The sequence below is a fragment of the uncultured Agathobaculum sp. genome (assembly GCF_963927765.1).
Lineage (GTDB): Bacteria > Bacillota > Clostridia > Oscillospirales > Butyricicoccaceae > Agathobaculum.
This window is the reverse complement of record NZ_CAWVCU010000081.1, coordinates 1-19255: the sequence shown is the minus strand read 5'-3', so window position 1 is coordinate 19255 and position 19255 is coordinate 1. Positions and strand designations below refer to the sequence as shown.

The 19255-nt window shown below is 56.0% G+C and carries 17 protein-coding genes; 13 read left to right on the top strand and 4 right to left on the bottom strand.

The annotated features are described in order from the left end of the window. The first annotated feature begins 2 nt into the window (after window positions 1-2). The 3 genes from ABGT74_RS07115 (at window position 3) to ABGT74_RS07105 (ending at window position 1884) form a co-directional block, all read left to right on the top strand. A complete protein-coding gene (locus tag ABGT74_RS07115; RefSeq protein WP_346705018.1) occupies window positions 3-350 on the top strand; it encodes a PadR family transcriptional regulator in 348 nt (115 codons plus the stop codon). Continuing rightward, window positions 334-1053 (top strand): permease prefix domain 1-containing protein, encoded by a 720-nt coding sequence (locus ABGT74_RS07110; protein WP_346705017.1) that lies wholly within the window; start codon window positions 334-336, stop codon window positions 1051-1053. The genes ABGT74_RS07115 and ABGT74_RS07110 overlap by 17 nt, the downstream gene beginning before the upstream one ends. 84 nt (window positions 1054-1137) lie before the next feature. Beyond that, window positions 1138-1884: a DUF554 domain-containing protein gene (locus tag ABGT74_RS07105; RefSeq protein ID WP_346705016.1), complete on the top strand. Its 747-nt coding sequence runs from the start codon at window positions 1138-1140 to the stop codon at window positions 1882-1884. 89 nt (window positions 1885-1973) lie between these two features. Here the strand turns inward: ABGT74_RS07105 and ABGT74_RS07100 are convergent, their stop codons facing one another. Beyond that, the gene (locus ABGT74_RS07100) at window positions 1974-3692 is read right to left on the bottom strand and encodes a methyl-accepting chemotaxis protein (RefSeq protein WP_346705015.1); all 1719 of its coding nucleotides are present in this window, start codon (window positions 3690-3692) and stop codon (window positions 1974-1976) included. Window positions 3693-4113: 421 nt separating this feature from the next. On the opposite strand from ABGT74_RS07100, the gene ABGT74_RS07095 reads away from it, so the two are divergent. Then, entirely contained in the window at window positions 4114-5835 is a 1722-nt protein-coding gene (locus ABGT74_RS07095) for a CheR family methyltransferase (protein ID WP_346705014.1), read from the top strand. A 47-nt stretch (window positions 5836-5882) separates the two neighbouring features. On the opposite strand, the gene ABGT74_RS07090 is transcribed toward ABGT74_RS07095, so the two are convergent. Both ABGT74_RS07090 and ABGT74_RS07085 read right to left on the bottom strand, forming a co-directional pair. Further along, complete coding sequence (locus ABGT74_RS07090; RefSeq protein WP_297282824.1) at window positions 5883-6971, bottom strand: PTS sugar transporter subunit IIC; 1089 nt, start codon at window positions 6969-6971, stop codon at window positions 5883-5885. A gap of 214 nt (window positions 6972-7185) precedes the next feature. Continuing rightward, the gene (locus ABGT74_RS07085) at window positions 7186-8547 is read right to left on the bottom strand and encodes an MATE family efflux transporter (protein WP_346705013.1); all 1362 of its coding nucleotides are present in this window, start codon (window positions 8545-8547) and stop codon (window positions 7186-7188) included. Between the two features lie 189 nt (window positions 8548-8736). Here ABGT74_RS07085 and ABGT74_RS07080 point away from each other — a divergent pair, with 189 nt between their 5' ends. The 8 genes from ABGT74_RS07080 to ABGT74_RS07045 all read left to right on the top strand — a co-directional run bounded on the left by ABGT74_RS07080 (window position 8737) and on the right by ABGT74_RS07045 (window position 17090). Further along, window positions 8737-9435, top strand: a complete 699-nt coding sequence (locus ABGT74_RS07080) for a response regulator transcription factor (protein WP_297282826.1) — start codon at window positions 8737-8739, stop codon at window positions 9433-9435. Further along, on the top strand, window positions 9422-11020 hold the full coding sequence (locus ABGT74_RS07075) for a HAMP domain-containing sensor histidine kinase (protein WP_346705012.1): 1599 nt from the start codon (window positions 9422-9424) through the stop codon (window positions 11018-11020). Before ABGT74_RS07080 ends, ABGT74_RS07075 begins: the two co-directional genes overlap by 14 nt. Before the next feature lie 163 nt (window positions 11021-11183). Then, entirely contained in the window at window positions 11184-11543 is a 360-nt protein-coding gene (locus tag ABGT74_RS07070; protein ID WP_346705011.1) for a hypothetical protein, read from the top strand. 42 nt (window positions 11544-11585) lie between these two features. After that, window positions 11586-13103, top strand: a complete 1518-nt coding sequence (locus tag ABGT74_RS07065; protein ID WP_346705010.1) for an amino acid adenylation domain-containing protein — start codon at window positions 11586-11588, stop codon at window positions 13101-13103. Continuing rightward, window positions 13100-14425: an alanine racemase gene (locus ABGT74_RS07060; protein WP_346705009.1), complete on the top strand. Its 1326-nt coding sequence runs from the start codon at window positions 13100-13102 to the stop codon at window positions 14423-14425. The genes ABGT74_RS07065 and ABGT74_RS07060 overlap by 4 nt, the downstream gene beginning before the upstream one ends. Further along, on the top strand, window positions 14355-14519 hold the full coding sequence (locus ABGT74_RS07055) for a phosphopantetheine-binding protein (RefSeq protein ID WP_346705029.1): 165 nt from the start codon (window positions 14355-14357) through the stop codon (window positions 14517-14519). Before ABGT74_RS07060 ends, ABGT74_RS07055 begins: the two co-directional genes overlap by 71 nt. A 3-nt stretch (window positions 14520-14522) precedes the next feature. Further along, window positions 14523-16115, top strand: coding sequence for an MBOAT family O-acyltransferase (locus ABGT74_RS07050; RefSeq protein WP_346705008.1), 1593 nt, complete (start codon window positions 14523-14525; stop codon window positions 16113-16115). A gap of 15 nt (window positions 16116-16130) precedes the next feature. Then, on the top strand, window positions 16131-17090 hold the full coding sequence (locus ABGT74_RS07045; RefSeq protein ID WP_346705007.1) for an SGNH/GDSL hydrolase family protein: 960 nt from the start codon (window positions 16131-16133) through the stop codon (window positions 17088-17090). A 71-nt stretch (window positions 17091-17161) separates the two neighbouring features. On the opposite strand, the gene ABGT74_RS07040 is transcribed toward ABGT74_RS07045, so the two are convergent. Beyond that, window positions 17162-17923: an EFR1 family ferrodoxin gene (locus tag ABGT74_RS07040; RefSeq protein ID WP_346705006.1), complete on the bottom strand. Its 762-nt coding sequence runs from the start codon at window positions 17921-17923 to the stop codon at window positions 17162-17164. Between the two features lie 158 nt (window positions 17924-18081). Here ABGT74_RS07040 and ABGT74_RS07035 point away from each other — a divergent pair, with 158 nt between their 5' ends. Continuing rightward, window positions 18082-19122, top strand: coding sequence for an alcohol dehydrogenase (locus ABGT74_RS07035; protein ID WP_346705005.1), 1041 nt, complete (start codon window positions 18082-18084; stop codon window positions 19120-19122). The last annotated feature ends 133 nt before the right edge of the window (window positions 19123-19255 follow it).

The following is a 19255-nucleotide window of genomic DNA, read 5'->3' as shown; positions in this document are numbered from 1 at the left end:
CTATGCTGGGAAGCGACGTGATGCGCGGCTACAACGACATGCTGATCCTGTGTCTGCTGTGCGAGGGGGATTCCTACGGCTACGCCATCTCCCGTGAGATCGAACGACGCAGCGGCGGCGAATACCCAATCAAGGAAACGACACTATATTCTGCGTTCGGGCGGCTGGAAAAACAGGGCTGGATCGTGCCCTATCAGGGCAGCGAAACGCAAGGTCGTCCGCGCACCTATTACACCATCACAGACGAAGGCAAACGTGCCTATACGGCCAAATGCGCCGAATGGCGCGTGCTCAAGGCTGTGGTCGACCGTTTTGCAAAGGAGGATATGGGAAATGGAAGCAATTCGTAACTATGTGGAGGCGCTGTTTGCTGCGCTGCCACAGAACACGGACACACAACGTATCAAAGCTGATATGCTGGCAAATTTAGAGGAAAAGTATCACGCCCTGCTGGATGAGGGCAAAAACGAAGCCGAAGCGACCGGACTGGTCATCGCGTCTATCGGCTCGGCAGACGAACTGCGGGAAGAGTTTGGTTTGTCAGCGGAAACCGAATCCAATACAGCCAAAGCCACATCTACTGCACACGCGACAGCTCCGCAACCCGACCCTGCTGTTGCACAGGCCTATGGACGCTATCAAACACACAAACATGCTATGATAGCGATAGCGGTCGCACTGTTCATTCTCGCCCCTTTCACCTGCGCCTTTTTCGAGGATACACTACATCTGGAAGAGCCCGGTATTTTCCTGTTCTTCGTCATGATCGCGGCAGGCGTGGCACTGTGCATCCTGTCCGGTCGAAAGGACAACTATTATCGCGAGCTGCACGGGCTTGGCTGTGACGAGGATGATATCTCCGACAGGGAGGATGAGAAACGACACCCAATCAGCAATCTGTTCGCTTCCATTGCTTTTCCAGTCGTGGCAGCCATTTATGTTTGCATAGGTGTGTTTTATGATCTGTGGCACCCGGGCTGGGTCATCTTCCTGTTCTGCTCCGCAGCTACCGCTGCAATTGCAGCCTATGAAGAATACCGTCGCCGCAATTGAACGCCCGAAAAGAATTGACTTTGTTCCGCTTTTGCCGTACAATAAATTTTAGTATACTAAAGCAACAGAGGAGCAATACACGAAATGATCGGACTGGGAACCATTGTCAATTGCTGCACGATCGCTGCCGGCACAACACTTGGCGTTCTCCTCAAAGGAGGACTGCCGCGGCGTTTTGAAACCACCATTCTGCAAGCGCTCGGCCTGTGCACCTTCTTCATCGGCATTGGCGGCGCGGCCAGCGGCCTGCTGACCATCGAGGACGGCGCGCTTTCCACCCAGCACACCATGCTTCTGGTGCTCAGTTTGGTGCTGGGTGCAGTTGTTGGTGAAGCGCTGGATATCGAAACACGGCTCAACAACTTCGGCACATGGTGCCAGACGCGGTTTTCCGGCAGCAGCGAGGACGGAAAGTTCGTGCAGGGCTTTGTGACCGCATCCCTGCTGTTCTGCGTGGGCGCGATGGCAATCGTCGGCGCACTGGAGGACGGTCTGAACGGCAACCCGTCTATCCTGATTGCCAAAGCCGTGCTGGACGGTGTTTCCGCTGTCATTTTCGCGGCATCACTCGGCAAGGGTGTGTATCTGTCCATCCTGCCGCTGCTTCTCTATCAGGGCGGCATCACACTGCTGGCGCGGTTCATACGTCCGTGGCTGACAGACGCGCTCATCAGCCAGATATCCTGCATCGGTTCGGTATTGATCTTCGCCATCGGATTTAACCTGATGTTCGATAAAAAGGTCAAGGTCGGCAATTTGTTGCCTGCCGTCCTTTTCCCGATCCTCTTCTATTTATTGTCACGCTTTTTCCCCGCACTCGGCACCCTGTAACCATCCACTCAAACAAAACGGGAGGCGTTTCTTAATGAGGCGTCTCCCGTTTGTTATGTACCGCTGCTTTTCAACCGATTTTGCCTCCGTCAGCTTTGCACACGCTCTCCCTGACCCGCGTTATTGCTGAATTTGAACACGGAAAGCAGCTGTTTGAGCATGCTGGCCTGATTGAAAAGCTGCTCACTGGCTGCGGCAGACTCCTCCGCCGTCGCGGACGTGGTCTGCACCACACCTGCAATCTGGTCTACGCCAGTCGCAACCTGCGACAACGAAGCGGCCTGCTCTTGCGTGGCCTTTGTGATTTCGTCGATCCGATGCACCGCCTGCGCCACGTCGGACACCACATGCTCCATGTTTTTCGCCGTCATATGCGCAATACTGGTTCCGTTCTCCACCGTTTGGATGGACTCCTGAATCAGTTCGGTCGTGCTCTGCGCCGCCTGCGAGGACTTATGCGCCAGATTCCGCACCTCATCCGCCACCACGGCAAAGCCTTTTCCTGCCGCGCCGGCACGTGCCGCTTCCACTGCCGCATTGAGCGCCAGAATATTGGTCTGGAAGGCAATATCTTCAATCGTTTTAATAATTTTCCCAATCTTATCCGAGGCGATATTGATGCTGTCCATCGCCTGAATCATTTCCTTCATCTGAAGGTTGCTCTTTTCCACCTCGTGATTTGCGCTGTCCGCCTGTTCGCGCGCTTTGGCGGCGCTTTCCGCGTTCTTATTGATGTGGCGGGAAATCTCGTCGATAGTAGCGGTCAGCTGCTGCACCGCACTGGCCTGCTCCGCGGCGCCGTTGCTCAGCGCCTGCGCCCCGCCGGCCACCTGTTCGCCTCCGGTTGCTACGTCATCCGCTACCGAATTGATCTTCCACAGCGTTTCATTCAGATCATGGATGGTCTTATAGGCATATCCGGCCAATTTGCTGTAACTGCCGGTATAGATGCTGTCGTTCTGGCTGCGCTTAGTGAAATCTCCCTCGGCAATGGCCGCCAATCCCTGATCGAGGTCATCAATAATGAAAGACAGCTTTTGAATGGTGAGCCGGATGCTATCCGCCAAACGCCCTAGTTCATCCTTGGACTGGTAGAGAACCACGGCCCGCTCGAACTCACCATCCGCCACATTCTGCATGGCAATGTCAATCTCTTTTAAGGGGGACACGATGGCTCTGGTCAGGAGCTGGCTGGCCACAATGGCGATCAGGATCGCCAGCACCAGCACCACCAACACCAGCACCACAGCCGTTGTTTTGACCCGAACCGCGCTCTGCTGTGCACTGCTGACGGTCGCCTCTACCTGCTCTATCAGCTGCGTGACCAATTCATCCATCTGCTCGAATGCGGGAGTATACTGATCCCGGTAAATATCATAGGCGCGCTCCTCATCCTCTTCGGTAAAGGTGCTGGTGAGCGACAGAATTTCATTCTGATATTGCGTCGTTGTCTCCATACAGCCAGTGATCTGCTCAATCGTATCATGATATTCCGGCAGTAAGGTGTCTAGCTCTGTCAGCGCCGCCTTCAGCGATTCCAAATCGTTCTCGAGCGCTGTCCGGTTCTCTTCGAACTCTCCGTTGGTTTCAACCAGCATTTCATTGAGCAACCCCTGCCGCACGGATACCATGTTCCGCCGCACTGTCCACATACTGTTAACCGCAGGAACCATCTGCTCCCCATACTGCACATTGATGGCGCTCAGCCTATTCACACAAATCATAGACACGATCCCCATGAGGACGATCATCGCCAGAACCGGGCAAAAACACGCCAACAGCTTACTTCGCAGTTTCCAGTTTCTCATATCTATGCTCCTTCTTTATATTAGCTTATATAAATCTATCGTTTCCTGCTATCCGCCTTTACAGCGGACCTTGCGGAAACGAATTTTTTATCATGGTCATCATAGCACCACCCTCTCATACTTTCCAGCACCCACACCTGACATTTGCGCAACCGCCGATTGCACCACGCACCGCTTTCCTCAATTTCGTCTATTTGCATAGTTATTCCTTATGTTTAAATCAATATTTATATATATTCTACATTTTTGTTTGTTTTCCTATTAGAAGAAACCATTTTTTGCAAGCGAAACTTTCCATTTTGTAAACTTATTCCCGACCTTGTCAATCAGAGTTTACGCAATATTCGTCCTGTTTTTCCCAAATTCGAACCATCCCCCGACTTGTCAATGTTGATTCAAATGTTATAATAGGGGGCGTGAGGTGACACTGACCATGAAAGTTGCAAACTATATCCAGCTCGCCAGAACGCAGATGCATCTGACGCAGGAATATCTGGCGGAAAATATCGGCGTCAGCCGACAGGCAATTTCCCGCTGGGAAAACGGACAGGCGCAGCCCTCTGCCCGCAATATGGTCAAAATCGCCGCTTTATTGAATGTCACGGTGGACCAGCTTACCGGCGCTGCCCCGCTGGAACCCCCGGCGCCCGCTGCCTCCAGCACCCAATCTCTGACCGATGATCTGATGGAAAGCTGGAATGATTTATTTCAGCGAACCATGGGCGCGGATCTATCCCGCTACACATCGGAGCATATTCGTCAGACCGTGCAAAGCTACATGCAGCAGCATGATTTGCGCTCGGTTTCCGCCTTTATCCGGCTGATGTCCGCTTCCCGAGAGCGGAGAATGGAGTTTCTTCACGCCATTCAGCCCCCCGTTCCCACCTTTTTTGACGACCCCAAATTGTTCCAGTATTTGCAGGAAGAACTCTTTCCCCGCATCCATGTTGCTGGCACGCCGATCCGTGTATGGGTGCTCAGTGCATCCAGCGGGCAGGAAGCATTCTCCCTCGCTATGACGATTGCAGAATATCAAGAGAAGAGCCATTGTCAGGACAGTGCACGCATCTTTGCAACCGACGCCGCTTATCTGGAAGAACCCGCAGAAAGAGGCGACGGATTTTTCACCGCGCGTCAAGTTGCGTCCATCCCGCAAGCCTTGCGGGAAAAATACCTGATTCCAGTCGAAGGCGGTTTCCAAATCTGCCCGGCCGTGCGCAAAATGGTGGTATTCTCTCCCTATGATCCGCTGCTCGATCCGCCTTTCTCGAATATTGAACTTGTGTGCTGCCGCCGGTTGATCTCGGTTTTATGTCCCGGCTGTCAAAGCAGACTGATCCAGACGCTCTATCACAGTCTCTCCCCTTCTGGTTGTCTCCTGCTGCCCAGCACCCACCCGCTCACCGACGGGCAGATGCACTTTTCCCTCAACCGCGACTGTCCGGGCATTTGGCACAAGCTGGACGACGAGGATGAAATGTACAGCTGGGAATATGATTCCTGTCCGGTGTCCGCCCGCCAGCCGAACGGCTATCCGCTCGGTGTTCCGATCCAGCGAATCCTACAGCAGTTTTTCATTGTTCACTATCCGAACGCCCTCCTGATTGATGAAAATTTCCGTATTATTTTCGCGGGAGAAGATATTTTCCATCGGTTCCATCTGGATCAGCAGGGCTATTCCGGTCGTCTGGCCGATCACGTCAGCGGCGATTTGATGCAGCGCATCCAACTTTCCGCCCACCGTCTGCAAGCAGCCGCAGGCCCCAAACGGGTCAACCAAACGCTTATCCGCTTAAACGAAACCAACCGCACCATGTATATGCGCATGACCGGCATTTTAGTGGAGAATCGTTGGTATTATTTGGTCGCATTTTATGATTATCATCCACAGAGCAGCGCACGCGACGCAGACAAGCGCGCGCTCGAACAGCAATTGATGGACACCGAAAGCAACCTGAGAAACAAACTGCAGGAGTTGGTCCGCGCACAGGATCAGATCGAGGTCTTGAACGAGAAGATCAACAGCCTCAATTACGCGCTGTCCAATCGTTCCTGGGAGGTGCGCAGCCTCCGGCACGAAGTGGACTTACTCAACCAGGAGCTTTCCCGCCTGCACGATCAAAGCAAAGGCTTTCAGTCATAAAAAAGGCGTGCTGCACTACTGTGCAGCACGCCTTTTTGTTTTAGTTGTTACAGCGTCATGTCGCCATCCTTGACCCAGCCGATGCGGCGCAGCGCCAGATTGATGAGCGGACACAGCACCGCGGGCAGTACGAACGAAATCAGCAGCAGGCCGATCCAGTCCTGCGCCGTGACCGCCGCCTTCGCCCCTGCTGCCACATCATCCAGCCAGCCGGTATACACGCCGATCTGTCCGACCAATCCGCAGGTGCCCATACCCGAGGACACCGGAGGGCCGTTCATCTCGAGCCGGAACAGGCAGGTTGCAATCGGCCCGGTGATGGCCGAAGTCAATATGGGCGCGATCCAGATGCGCGGATTTCGCACGATGTTGCCCATTTGCAGCATGGAGGTGCCGATGCCCTGCGATACCAGACCGCCCCAGCGGTTTTCCGGGAATGACATGACCGCAAAGCCGACCATCTGCGCGCAGCAGCCCGCAACCGCCGCGCCGCCTGCCAGACCGGTCAGCCCAAGCGCCGCGCAGATCGCTGCGGAGGAAATCGGCAGCGTCAGCGCCACGCCAACCAGCACGGATACCAGAATACCCATCAGGAACGGCTGCAAATTGGTCGCCCACATGATGAGACTGCCCACCTGCATCGCCGCCGCGCCCAGCGCTGGCGCCCACCATGCAGCCAGCGCCACACCTACGCCAATGGTCACCAGCGGCGTGACCAAAATATCAATGCGGGTTTCTCCCGCGACTGCTTTGCCCAGCTCCGCCGCGATGATTGCCACAAACAGCACCGCAAGCGGTCCGCCCGCGCCGCCCAGCGCATTGGACGCAAAACCCACGCTGATGAGCGAAAACAGCACCAGCGGCGGACAGTGCAGCGCATAACCGATCGCCACTGCCATGGCGGGGCCGCTCATTGCGGAAGCCAGTCCGCCGACGGTGTAAGATACCTCATTGATTGTCGCAACCGGCATAGTCAGGAACGAGATGCCCAACTGCTTGCCCACCGTGTCAATGATTGTACCGATCAGCAGCGAACAGAACAGGCCCTGCGCCATCGCCCCAAGCGCGTCAATGCCATACCGTTTGACCGAGATCACGATATCCTTGCGTTTGAGAAATTCCTTTATCTTGTCCATGCTACCCCTTCTTTACCGCATTTGCCATCTGTCAAGCGCACTGTCAAGACAGCTTACGACACATTATAGCACAGACCTTGCTTCCTGCACAGCTTTTTTTGCCCTGCGCCGAAGATTTTGTCATTTTGAACAGGTGCAGCCACATTTAGCGCGCAAAAAGCATGCAAAAAGCGCGCAAACCACAAGGTTTGCGCGCTTTCTTCTCAGATAGAGATCAGGCGCTTTGTATTTCACCCTTCGGGAACACACGCCGCCGCACCACAAAATAGCACACCAGATGCGCGCAGATGGTGAGCGCCCACGAAATCGGATAGGACACATACAAGCTGAACAGCGTGTGCTGCCACTGAAAAATAGTAAAAATCCAGATGATACGGAACAAACAAGCACCAGCCAGCGACACCAGCATCGGCAAAATGGAATATCCGAGGCCGCGCACACTGCCCGCAACCACATCCATCATGCCGCACAGGAAATAGGTAACGCTTACCACGCCCAAACGCATCATACCATAGGAAATGACCTCGGCATCGGTCGAATAAATGCCCAGCAGGCTTTCTCCCAGCAAATGCACGCCGTTGCCCATCACCAAGCCGATCAGTATAACCATAATCAAGCAACGCACCAACACCTTGTCAATGCGATGATATTGCTTTGCGCCGAGATTCTGGCTGGTGAAGCTGAGCGAAGTCTGATACAGTGCATTCATCGAAGTATAAACAAAGCCTTCAATATTGCTGGCCGCGGTATTGCCCGCAACCACGATCGCACCGAACGAGTTAATCGACGACTGAATCAATACATTCGAAATATTGAAAATCACGCTTTGCAGCCCCGCGGGCAAACCGACCTGCATGATGCGGGCAAATTTGTCCGCATGAAAATGCATCCGCTTAAGATTGACGTTGCACATGCCGTCCACCCGCATCAGGCACAACACGATCAGCGTCGCAGAAATCACCTGCGCAATGACGGTCGCCGTCGCAACACCAGCGACACCCATGCCCAACACAATGACGAAAAACAGGTTGCACACCACATTCACCACGCCGCTCAGCAGCAGAAAATACAGCGGTCGCCGGGTATCGCCCACCGCGCGCAGAATCGCCGCGCCAAAGTTATACAGCATAGTCGCGGGCATGCCGATAAAGTAGATACGCATGTACAAAACCGCCTGATCGAGCACCTCAGTCGGGGTTGCCATCCATTCCAGTATAGGACGCGCCAAGCAGACACCCGCCACGACCAGTATCACGCCGCCTGCCACCGCAGTGATCAAAGCGGTCTGCACGGTTTCCTGCGCATCATCAAAGTCGTTTGCCCCGCAAAAACGCGCCACCAGCACATTTGCGCCGACTGAAATACCAATAAAAAAATTGACCAGCAAGCTGATCAATGAGCTGGTAGCGCCAACCGCAGCCATCGCATGGCTGCCAGCAAACCGACCGACCACAACGATATCCGCTGCATTAAACAGCAGCTGCAGCACGCCCGAACAAATCAGCGGCAGCGCAAACAGCAGCAGCCGACTGAGCAGCGGCCCGCGCGTCATGTCAATTTCATACGATTTCCTCATTTCCATACATCCTTTCTTTCCTCTATCAATCTTAAACCCTGCCAAAAGGCTCTGTCAATCCTTTTCCCGCTCTCGCTATTGCCATTGGCAACAGATTATAGTAGTATTAGAAAAAGCAAGTATTGTGTCTGTCAATAAAAGGATTTTCCGGCAGCGCTATCTGTCGGGCGGCGAAACGGAGAGAGAATTTTGAAATATAACATTCTGATCGCAGAGGACGACCGCGATATCATCGAGCTGCTGACCCTATATCTGGGCAGCGAATTTTCCGTGCAGTCCGTGACGGACGGTGCCGCGGCGCTCGAGCTGATCCGCGCGGGTGGGGTCTCGCTGGCGCTGGTGGATATCATGATGCCTGGCTTAAACGGCTATGAGCTGATCCAGCGCGTGCGCGAATTCAGCAACCTGCCCATCATCATTCTGTCGGCAAAAAGCATGGATACAGACAAGGTGCTCGGGCTGAACATCGGCGCGGATGCCTACATCACCAAGCCGTTCAACGCGCTCGAGGTAGTGGCCTATGTCAAATCAGCGCTGCGCCGGTACTACCAGCTGGGCGCCGACAGCGTGCCCGCCGCTGCGCCGCGTGTGCTTTCCGTGGGTGAGCTTGAGCTGGACACGGATAAATTTGTACTGCGTAAAAACGGCCTCACCGTTCCGCTGACCTCCACCGAGCTGAAGATCATCGCGGAAATGATGCGCTGTCCCGGCCGGGTATTCACCCGCGCACAGCTGTACGAATGCGTGGGCGGCACCTTTTACGAAAGCGATGACAGTACCATGATGGTGCATATCTCCAACCTGCGTGCTAAAATCGAGCACGATCCAGCTAATCCGCGATATATTAAAACAGTCAGGGGGTTGGGATACAAAATTGAAGACCAATAAACTGCTGCTGGGCAAAAGCTTTTTGCGCACCTGCATCACCTATTTTATCATCTGCTCGTTGCTTGTGTTTGTAATCAACACCGCGGTCAATGCCCTGATCTCTATGCGGCTGGACAACGCTTTCCCCTCCATCGTCAATATGCTGGAATATGACGAGGCGTTGAAGACAGACGACTTTGCCTCCATTCCCATGCGTCGCTTCCGCGGCTGCGCGTTTATGGTGTTTGACGAGGACAGTCGTATGCTTTATGCTTCGGACAATGCATTCAAAGAGCATTTTCATTCGGATGATCTCTGGATGATCAACGAATACGATTCCGACCTGTATTATACCGTGCAGGAGATGCCCAACATGCCGGACGGCGAATACTATTATATTGCACTGCATCATTATAACTACGAGACCGGCGAGACAGACTTCCTCAATTACTGCATCGTCGATGAAGATTATCAAATTATCGAAGGGGATCTGTTCCCTTGGCCTGAGGAACTATCTGACCGGGAGTTTGAACTGCTGCAAGGTATCTATCAGGGACAGTGGGAAATCACCAAAGCGGTTTACTCCACCACCGCTGGCGAGGAGCGCACGCTGGTTTTTGTCAGCCCACGCTTTACTGAAAGCGCCTATCTGCGCGCACTGGAAAGCGCCAACCGACTGTCGCTGCTCTCCCTGCCCATCATTCTGGTGCTGATCGTCCTGCTTGCCATTCTGTTCAGCCGCAAGATCCGCCGCGCCATCCTGCCGCTGCATCAGGCGATCGTCGCATACGGTGCCGGCCGCCGCGTGGAGGTCAATATCGATACGCTTCCCATCGAGTTCCGACAAGTGACCGACAGCTTTACCCATCTGCTCGACCGTCTGGAACAGGTCAGCGCGGAAAAGCAGGCCGCCAATGAGGATAAACAGCGCATGCTTGCCGACCTGTCTCACGATTTGAAAACGCCGCTGACCGTCATTCAAGGATATGCACAGGCGCTGGTCGACGGCGTAGTGCCGCCCGACAAGGAGCGGCAGTATCTGGAAACCATCTGCCGCAAAGCTTCGGACAGCACCGTGCTGATGAACTCTCTGTTTGATTACGTCCGCCTCGACCATCCGGACTATGTTTTGCAGGCTGAAACCGCCGACCTGTGCGAATTCTGCAAAAGCTATCTGGCGGAAAAGTATCCCGAAATCGAGTCCCGCGGCTTTACTCTGTCGCTTGATCTACCGGATACAACGGTCATGACCGCTTTCGATCCCCGCCTGCTTCGACGGCTGCTTGAAAATCTGACTGGAAACGCGCTGCAATACAATCCCGCCGGAACGACGCTGTTTCTCGGACTGACGGACACATCTGACACCGTTCGTCTGACAATAGCGGACACCGGCGTTGGGATCCCCCCCGAGCTGGCAGATACCATATTCGAGCCGTTTGTCACCAGTAACCGTGCCAGAACCTCAGGCGGCGGCACAGGGCTTGGTATGGCGATCGTAAAAAAAGTAGCCGAGCTGCATGGCGGCTCGATTCGGCTGGTGCGTCCGCCGCATGACGGCTGGCACACCGAATTTGAACTGACGCTGCCCAAACAACCGACACCATAAAAGCAACTATTATTCCACAGGACAGACCTTTGCCGGGTCTGTCCTGTTTTTTGTTTTCTTTAGATTTTTTTAGGTTTGCTAAAGGGTCTGTAAATAATGCTGCTGTATCTTAACATCATCAAGAGCAACCGCTCTTCACCAAACCGCAAAGGAGATCTTACAAATGAAGTCAATGAGTCATAAAACCGCCAAGGGCGTTGCCGCCATTTCCCTCGCCATGCTGATGGCGCTTCCGGCACTGACCGGTTGCTCCATGGACAAGCCCGATGCCGGTAACGCACAGGAGGAAACCACCCAGACGCAGACCGCCATCGACACCGCGCAGAGCAAGACTAATGCTGATGCCAAGAGCAAGTCCAGCTCTTCCACCAAGAAAAAGGCAGCCGTCAAGCAGTCCGGCGGCACCGTTTCTTCCAAGAAGAGCGCCAAGAAGTCCACTGTCTCCCAGAAGTCTGCACAGTCCTCCAATCAGACGACTTCTTCCCAGAAGGCGGCCTCCACACCGTCCACCAACAAGAAGTAACCATTTCGCCGAAAACCGGCACGAAGCAAAGATGAGGTAATGATGAACAACATCCTGGAACTTTTAGAGCACACCGCCGCCGCGCGGCCGGAAAAAACCGCAGTCATTGACGAAAACGGTGCAGACCGTTTCGACACACTGCTGGAACATAGCCGCCGCTGCGGCACTGCGCTCGCCGCGCACTTCTCCCCCACTGCACCGATCCCGGTGCTGCTGGACAAGAGCCGCGAAGCCCTGTATGCCTTTTTTGGTGCGGCGTACGCAGGCTGCTTTTATGTTCCGCTCTCTCCCGCGCTGCCGCAGCCGCGGCTGACGCAGATCCTGTCGGTCCTGCAAGCCCCCTGCATCGTGACCGATCGGGAACACGCGGCGCTGGCCGCGCAGCTGCCCGGCGCGGGAACCATTCTTCTGGTGGAAGAACTGCTGCAAACGCAGCCTGACGACGCGCTGCTGGCGCGTATTCGCCGCAGCGCCATCGACTGCGACCCACTGTACTGCAACTTCACCTCCGGTTCGACCGGCACGCCCAAGGGCGTGGTCGTCAGCCACCGCTCCGTGCTGGATTTTATCCCTCCCTTTACCGAACTGTTTCAGATCGGCCCGGACGATATCATCGGCAATCAAGCGCCGCTGGACTTTGATGTTTCGGTCAAGGATATTTATTCCGCACTGTACACCGGTGCCACGCTCGTCCTGCTGCCGCGGCGGCTCTTCTCCCAGCCGTCCGCGCTGATGGATGCGCTCTGCACGCACCGAATCACCACGCTCATCTGGGCGGTTTCCGCGCTGTGTCTGGTGTCCTCCTTCCACGGACTGGACTATCGCACACCGGAAACGGTAAACAAGGTGCTGTTCAGCGGTGAAGTGATGCCGCCCAAGCACCTGAAAAACTGGATGGAGCATTTGCCGCACGCGGATTTCGTCAACCTGTACGGCCCCACCGAGATCACGTGCAACTGCACGTACCATAGGATAGAGAGTGATAGAGATTATGCAGCGGGCATCCCGCTCGGGACAGCGTTCCCGAACGAGCGGGTGTTCCTGCTGGACGAGGCGGGACAGGAAATAAACACGCCGGATCAGGCGGGCGAAATCTGTGTCAGCGGCGCGGCGCTTGCACTCGGGTACTACAACAACCCCGAGCAAACCGCCCGCGTATTCACCCAACACCCCGGCCACAGCCGCTATTTGCAGCCGATCTACCGCACGGGCGATCTCGGGCGATGGAGTGCGGAAGGCGAGCTGTACTTCCTCGGTCGGAAAGATTTTCAGATCAAACACATGGGACACCGCATCGAACTCGAAGAAATCGAACGTGCGGTGCAGAAGATCGACGGCGTAAGCCGATGCTGCTGCGTCTATGACGCGCAGAAGGAACGGCTGCACGGCTTTTACACCGGCACGGCAGACAAAACAGCGGTACGCAGTGCGCTGTCACAAAAGCTGCCCGTATTCATGCTGCCGCGCACACTCGAGCCGCTGGACAGCCTGCCGCTGACCGAAAACGGCAAAACCGACCGCAAGCGACTGCTTGCCATGGCAAGAAAGGAGATTGTATGACCGAACATCAAATGGAAAACCTCACCGCACAATACGGCTCGCCGCTGTATGTGTTCGATGTGAAGACCCTGCGGGAGCGTGTCGCGTTTCTGCGGCGCAGCCTGCCGACCGGTGTCGGCCTGTGCTATGCGATCAAAGCCAATCCCTTTCTGCTGCGCGAGCTGTGCGGAATCGTGGAACGGTTCGAAGTCTGCTCCCCCGGAGAAGCGGCCATTTGCCGCCGTCTGCAAATCCCTGCCGAAGAGCAGGTTATCTCAGGCGTATACAAAACTCCGTCGGATATTGAGCGCATGATTGCGCAGAAAACCGGCCCGCGCCTGTTCACGGTAGAATCCGCCCGCCAGTTTGCGCTGCTCAGCCAACTGGCCGCGCGTTACCGCGTCACCATTCATGTGCTGCTGCGCCTGACGAGCGGCAGCCAATTCGGGCTGGAAGAGGAGGAGATCATCCAGATCATCCGCAGCCGCGCCGACCATCCCTTTGTGCTGATCCGCGGCCTGCAATACTTTTCCGGCACGCAGAAGGCTTCGCTCAAGCGCTTGCAGCGCGAGCTGGACACCTTGGGCGACTTTGCCTGCTCACTGGCGGAAAAGCTGGGCTTTATCGTACATGAACTGGAATTCGGCCCCGGCTTCCCGGTGCAGTATTTCTCCCCCGAAAGCTTTGACGAGGCCGAATTTCTCGCAGGCTTCTCTGATATGCTGAAAAATCTGCGCTGCAAGGCACATGTCACACTCGAACTCGGGCGCAGCATTGCCGCCAGCTGCGGCACTTACCTGACCCGCGTAGTCGATGTCAAGCATAACAAAGGTCAGAATTACGCCATTCTGGATGGCGGCATTCACCATCTGGTCTATTACGGACAGCGCATGGCCATGCAGCTGCCGCCCCACAAGCTGTATCCCCCGCGTCTGGGCGAGGCACAGCCGTGGAATCTGTGCGGTTCGCTGTGCACAGTCAACGATATTCTGGTCAAGCAGTTACCCGTGGCCGACCTCAAATGCGGCGACCTGTTCGCTTTTTTGAACACCGGCGCCTACTGCATGACCGAAGGCATTTCCCTTTTCCTCAGCCGCGCGCTGCCGCGCATCGTGCTGCTGATGCCGGACGGCCGCTCGCTTCTCGTACGCGACGCGCTGCCCACCGACGAAATCAACTCACCCGCATATGAAAGGACTGATTATCATGGAACAACTGCTTGCTATTCTGGAGGAACTTCAGCCCGGCGTGGATTACGCCACCTGCCGCAATCTGATCGACTCGCACTGTCTGGACTCGCTGACCATTCTTGCGTTGGTCGCCGAGTTGGAAGAAGCGTTTGATATCACCATCCCGACCGTGGAGATCATCCCCGCCAACTTTAATTCCGCTGAGGATATGTGGACCATGATCGTCCGTTTACAGGAGGAAGGCTAAGCTATGACATCCTACTGCTCGCTGCTGTATCTGGCTGTTTTTCTGCCGGCGGCGGTGCTCGTTTACCGTATCCTGCCGCAGCGCTTGCGCTGGGTTGCGCTGCTGGCGGCAAGCTATGTGTTTTTCTGGTCGGTCAGCGGCAAGCTGTTGGTATTTCTGCTGTTTTCTACTGCATCCATTCACCATTTTGGCCTTTGGCTTTCTGCCGAACAGCAGGATCGCGACTATCGTCTTGCCGCTGCCGCCCCCGCCGAACGCAAAGCCATCCGGCAGCGCTTCATGCGGCGGCAGCGGCGTATCCTCCTGTTTGCGTCGCTCCTGCATGTCGGCATCCTGATTACACTCAAATACGCGGCCTTTTTCAGCACCAACCTCAATACGCTGCTGCACGCACTGCGTCTTCCGGTTTCGCTGCCCGTGCCCGCGTTTTTGCTCCCCATCGGCATCTCATTTTATACCCTGCAGGCCCTTTCCTATCTGCTCGATGTCTACCGCGGCACGATCCGCGCCGACCGCAATCTGGCGCGTCTCGCACTCTTCCTCGGCTTTTTCCCGCAGATCATGGAAGGGCCGATCTGCCGCTATGGGCAGACCGCGCAGCAGCTGTGGGAGGGTCGCCCGGTCACCTGGCAGGGCCTGACCTTCGGCATGCAGCGCATTTTGTTCGGCCTGATTAAAAAAATCGTCATTGCCGACCGACTTAACCTGCTCATCAAAACCGTTTTCAACGATTACGCCCTGTATGATGGCGGCGTGATCGCACTGGGCATGGTGTGCTACACCTGCCAGCTTTACATGGACTTCTCCGGCACGATGGACGTTGTCATCGGCAGCGCCGAGATCTTCGGCGTGCGCCTGCCTGAAAACTTCCGTCAGCCGTTTTTCTCCCGCAGCATTTCCGAGTTCTGGATGCGCTGGCATATCACGCTTGGCACATGGTTCAAGGATTATATCTTTTATCCGCTGTCCATGTCCGGCCCGCTGAAAAAGCTGACGGGCGCGGCGCGCCGCCGTCTGGGCAACCACTATGGCCCGCTGCTCTCCGGCTCGTTTGCGCTGGGCGTTGTCTGGCTGTGCAACGGCCTGTGGCACGGCGCGGGCTGGCATTACATCTTTTTCGGCCTGTATCACTTCGCGCTTATTCTCGCAGGCAGTCTGTTTGACCCGCTTGCACAGCGCGTGACCAGCTTTCTACACATTGACCGCAATTGCCTGCCCTACCGCATCATGCAGATCGTTCGCACTGCGCTGCTGGTCTGCGTGGGCGAGCTGTTCTTCCGTGCCAACGGCTTGCGCACCGGACTGGCGATGTTCCACACGATGGTGATTGACTTTACGCTCAGTTCTTTCCTCGACCGCAGCTTCCTGACCCTCGGCATGGACAAGCTGGACTTTGTCATCGTCGCAGTTGCCGTCGGACTCATTCTGCTGGTCGGCATCCTGCGGGAGCGCGGCATCCCCCTGCGGGAGACGATCGCCAGCCGTCCGGTCGTGCTGCGCTGGTCGGTTTATTACGCCGCGTTCTTCTTTCTGGTCATTTTCGGCGCATATGGTGTCGGTTATGTGCCGGTTGATCCGATTTATGCCGCATTTTAAGGAGGTGTGTTACACTTGAAAAAACAGATTGCGCTCCTTATCAAAAGCGCCTGCTTTCTGGCGCTGCTGTGCGCGCTCATGGTAGCAGCCTCCTACCTGTTCATGCCCAAGAACAACCACAAGACGTTTGGCGTCAACGACGCCGAAATGCTGGCCAGAGGTATACTGGGCGAAAAGGAAAACTCCATCGACGTGCTGGTGGTAGGTGACAGCGAGGCTTACAGCTCGATCTCCCCCATGCAGATGTGGGAAGAGCGCGGTTTCCGCTCCTATCTTTGCAGCACGCCAGCCCAGCCGCTCTACGACTCTTACCGTTTTCTGCGGCAGGCGCTCGACCGCCAAAGCCCTTCGGTCGTTGTGCTGGAAACCAACGCGATTTTCCGTCCGTATAAGTTGAACGATTATCTGCTCTCCCGCGCCAAAAACCTGTTTTCCATTCTGCGCTATCACGACCGCTGGAAATCGCTCAAGGTCAACGACTTCGGCCGTCCGGTGGAATACACCTGGACGGACGACCTCAAGGGCTTCCGTTATAATCCGGCCGTGGCCGCTGCAAACACCAAGAACTATATGCTGCCGACCGACGCGTCCACTCCCATTCCTACGCTCAATGAATCCTGTCTGCAAGACATGATTGCGCTGTGCAAGGAAAAAAATGCGGAACTGATCTTGGTCAGCACCCCGAGCACCATCAACTGGAATCAGGCGCGGCATAACAGTATCGCAGCATTTGCAGAGGAAAACGATCTGACTTACCTCGATCTCAACACCATGCCCAAGGAGGTACCGATCGATTGGGCGCGCGATACGCGCGACCGCGGCGATCACCTCAACTATGCCGGTGCAGTCAAAGTTTCCGCTTTTCTCGGCAAATATTTGCAGGAAACCTATTCGCTGCCTGACCATCGCGATGCCGCGCACGACAGCAGCTGGAACGATGCGCTTGGACGCTACCGTAACATGGTGCGCGGATGATTCTCTCTCCTCTTTACAGCAAACGAGGCTGCACCCGATCCGGGTCAGCCTCGTTTGCATGTTTTTGCATATTACAGATACAGTTCATTCTCCGGCCGTTTCTGCATGAACGGCGCAAGCTTCTGCGACAGCATTCCCTGCACCTGCGCGGGCAAGGTACGCGCTTTTGTCGGGCAGACCGCCACGCACCGCATACAGGTGATGCACCGTGTCTGATCGGTTTGCGACGGATTTTCCAAAGAAATCGCCTGTGCGGGGCAGGATTTGGCGCATGTCCCGCAGCCCGTGCAGGCATCACCCGCCACAGGGACAACCGGCATACCGGCCCACTCCCGATAGGGGCGGTTGCCCGGCACCTGCGGCACGCTCTTCTCTCCCTTATCGAGCTTTTCGGCAATGCGTGCGCCGAATTCGGCCAGCTGCGCTTCGTCCTGCGTATCCGGCCGACCCGACGCCAGATCACGAACGATGGAGTGCTCCGCCAACAGCGCCGTCCCCGCCGTCACGCAAAAGCCCTGCGCTTCCAGCAGATCGTCCAACTCTGCCAATGCATCCTCATAAGCACGGCCGCCGTAAACGGCTGCGGAAACAGCACACGCGCCGCCGCCTGTGAACCGCCGCAGCCGCTCCACCATCAGGGCGGGCAGCCGACCGCCGTAAACCGGCCCGGCAACCAGCACCGCATCCTGCGGCGCAAACTCTTTTTCGGGCAGCTGCGGCAGGGTAAGGTCGATTTCCTCCACCTCTGAGGCAATGCGCTGTGCCAGAAGCAGCGCCGCGCGGCGCGTTCCGCCCGTCGGGCTGAAATGAAGTACGGTTATCCTATCCGGCATGGTAATCCTTCCTTTTCTGTTTGATTGCATCATTATACCACGAATCCCGCATCCTGTCAGCTGCGCACACATTTCCCTTCGCCCCAAAACCGCCTGCATTTGACTTTATTCGCGCCGTGCTCTATAATAAATGCAATCGGAAAGGGGCGGAGAAAAGCATGCTTGCATACACCTATGTGGAACCGGGGCACTTTGCCCTGCTCGACAAACCCAAACCGGTTCTGCGCGATGTACGCGACGCGATCGTTCGTGTCACCCTGTCCAGCATCTGCACCAGCGACCTGCACATCAAGCACGGCTCGGTGCCGCGCGCCGTCCCCGGCATTACCGTCGGGCATGAGATGGTCGGCGTGGTCGAGCAGGTGGGCGAGGCCGTACAAACCGTTAAACCCGGCGACCGGGTCACGGTCAATGTGGAAACCTTTTGCGGACACTGCTTTTTCTGCCAGAACGGTTTTGTCAACAACTGTGAGGACCCGGACGGCGGCTGGGCACTTGGCTGCCGCATCGACGGCGGACAGGCGGAATACGTCCGCGTCCCCTATGCCGATCAGGGACTGAACCGCATTCCAGACGGCGTATCCGACCGTCAGGCGCTCTTTACGGGCGATATCCTTGCGACCGGCTTCTGGGCCGCTCGCATTTCGGAAATCCAACCCAGTGACACGGTGTTCATCATCGGCGCAGGACCGACCGGCATCTGTACCCTGCTTTGCACGATGCTGCGCAACCCGCGCCGCATCATTGTGTGCGAAAGCGATCCCGTGCGACGGCGCTTCGTGCAGGAACACTATCCGGATGTGCTGACCGTCTCGCCTGCGCATGCGCTGGAGTTTGTGCGGCACAACAGCGGTCACGGCGGCGCGGATGTCGTGCTCGAGGTCGCGGGCACGGACGACAGCTTCCGGCTGGCATGGGAATGCGCGCGCCCGAACGCAATCGTCACGATCGTTGCGCTGTACGACCAACCGCAGGTGCTGCCGCTGCCTGATATGTACGGCAAAAATCTGACCTTCAAAACCGGCGGCGTGGACAGCTGCGACTGCGCCGAAATCCTACAACTGATTGCAGCGGGAGAGTTGGACACGACCCCGCTCATCACGCATATTTTCCCACTTTCGGAAATCGACGCTGCCTACGCGCTGTTCGAGGGCAAGCGCGACCATGTCATCAAGGTCGCAATTACGACAGAAGAATAGCCGCGCAAAGCACGGCATGAAAAAGAACCGCCTTTCGGCGGTTCTTTCAGTCTGTCGAAAAAGTCCAGCTATTGCTGGGCTTTTTCATTTGTATGAGGTAAAATAGAGGTGGTGGTGAATAAGATGCTGGAAC

Bases quoted from the DNA above. Each gene is read 5' to 3' on its own strand.
- ABGT74_RS07115 (WP_346705018.1), top strand. From the start codon at position 3: ATGCTGGGAAGCGACGTGATGCGCGGCTACAACGACATGCTGATCCTG.
- ABGT74_RS07110 (WP_346705017.1), top strand. From the start codon at position 334: ATGGAAGCAATTCGTAACTATGTGGAGGCGCTGTTTGCTGCGCTGCCA.
- ABGT74_RS07105 (WP_346705016.1), top strand. From the start codon at position 1,138: ATGATCGGACTGGGAACCATTGTCAATTGCTGCACGATCGCTGCCGGC.
- ABGT74_RS07100 (WP_346705015.1), bottom strand. From the start codon at position 3,692: ATGAGAAACTGGAAACTGCGAAGTAAGCTGTTGGCGTGTTTTTGCCCG.
- ABGT74_RS07090 (WP_297282824.1), bottom strand. From the start codon at position 6,971: ATGGACAAGATAAAGGAATTTCTCAAACGCAAGGATATCGTGATCTCG.
- ABGT74_RS07085 (WP_346705013.1), bottom strand. From the start codon at position 8,547: ATGAGGAAATCGTATGAAATTGACATGACGCGCGGGCCGCTGCTCAGT.
- ABGT74_RS07070 (WP_346705011.1), top strand. From the start codon at position 11,184: ATGAAGTCAATGAGTCATAAAACCGCCAAGGGCGTTGCCGCCATTTCC.
- ABGT74_RS07065 (WP_346705010.1), top strand. From the start codon at position 11,586: ATGAACAACATCCTGGAACTTTTAGAGCACACCGCCGCCGCGCGGCCG.
- ABGT74_RS07060 (WP_346705009.1), top strand. From the start codon at position 13,100: ATGACCGAACATCAAATGGAAAACCTCACCGCACAATACGGCTCGCCG.
- ABGT74_RS07050 (WP_346705008.1), top strand. From the start codon at position 14,523: ATGACATCCTACTGCTCGCTGCTGTATCTGGCTGTTTTTCTGCCGGCG.
- ABGT74_RS07040 (WP_346705006.1), bottom strand. From the start codon at position 17,923: ATGCCGGATAGGATAACCGTACTTCATTTCAGCCCGACGGGCGGAACG.
- ABGT74_RS07035 (WP_346705005.1), top strand. From the start codon at position 18,082: ATGCTTGCATACACCTATGTGGAACCGGGGCACTTTGCCCTGCTCGAC.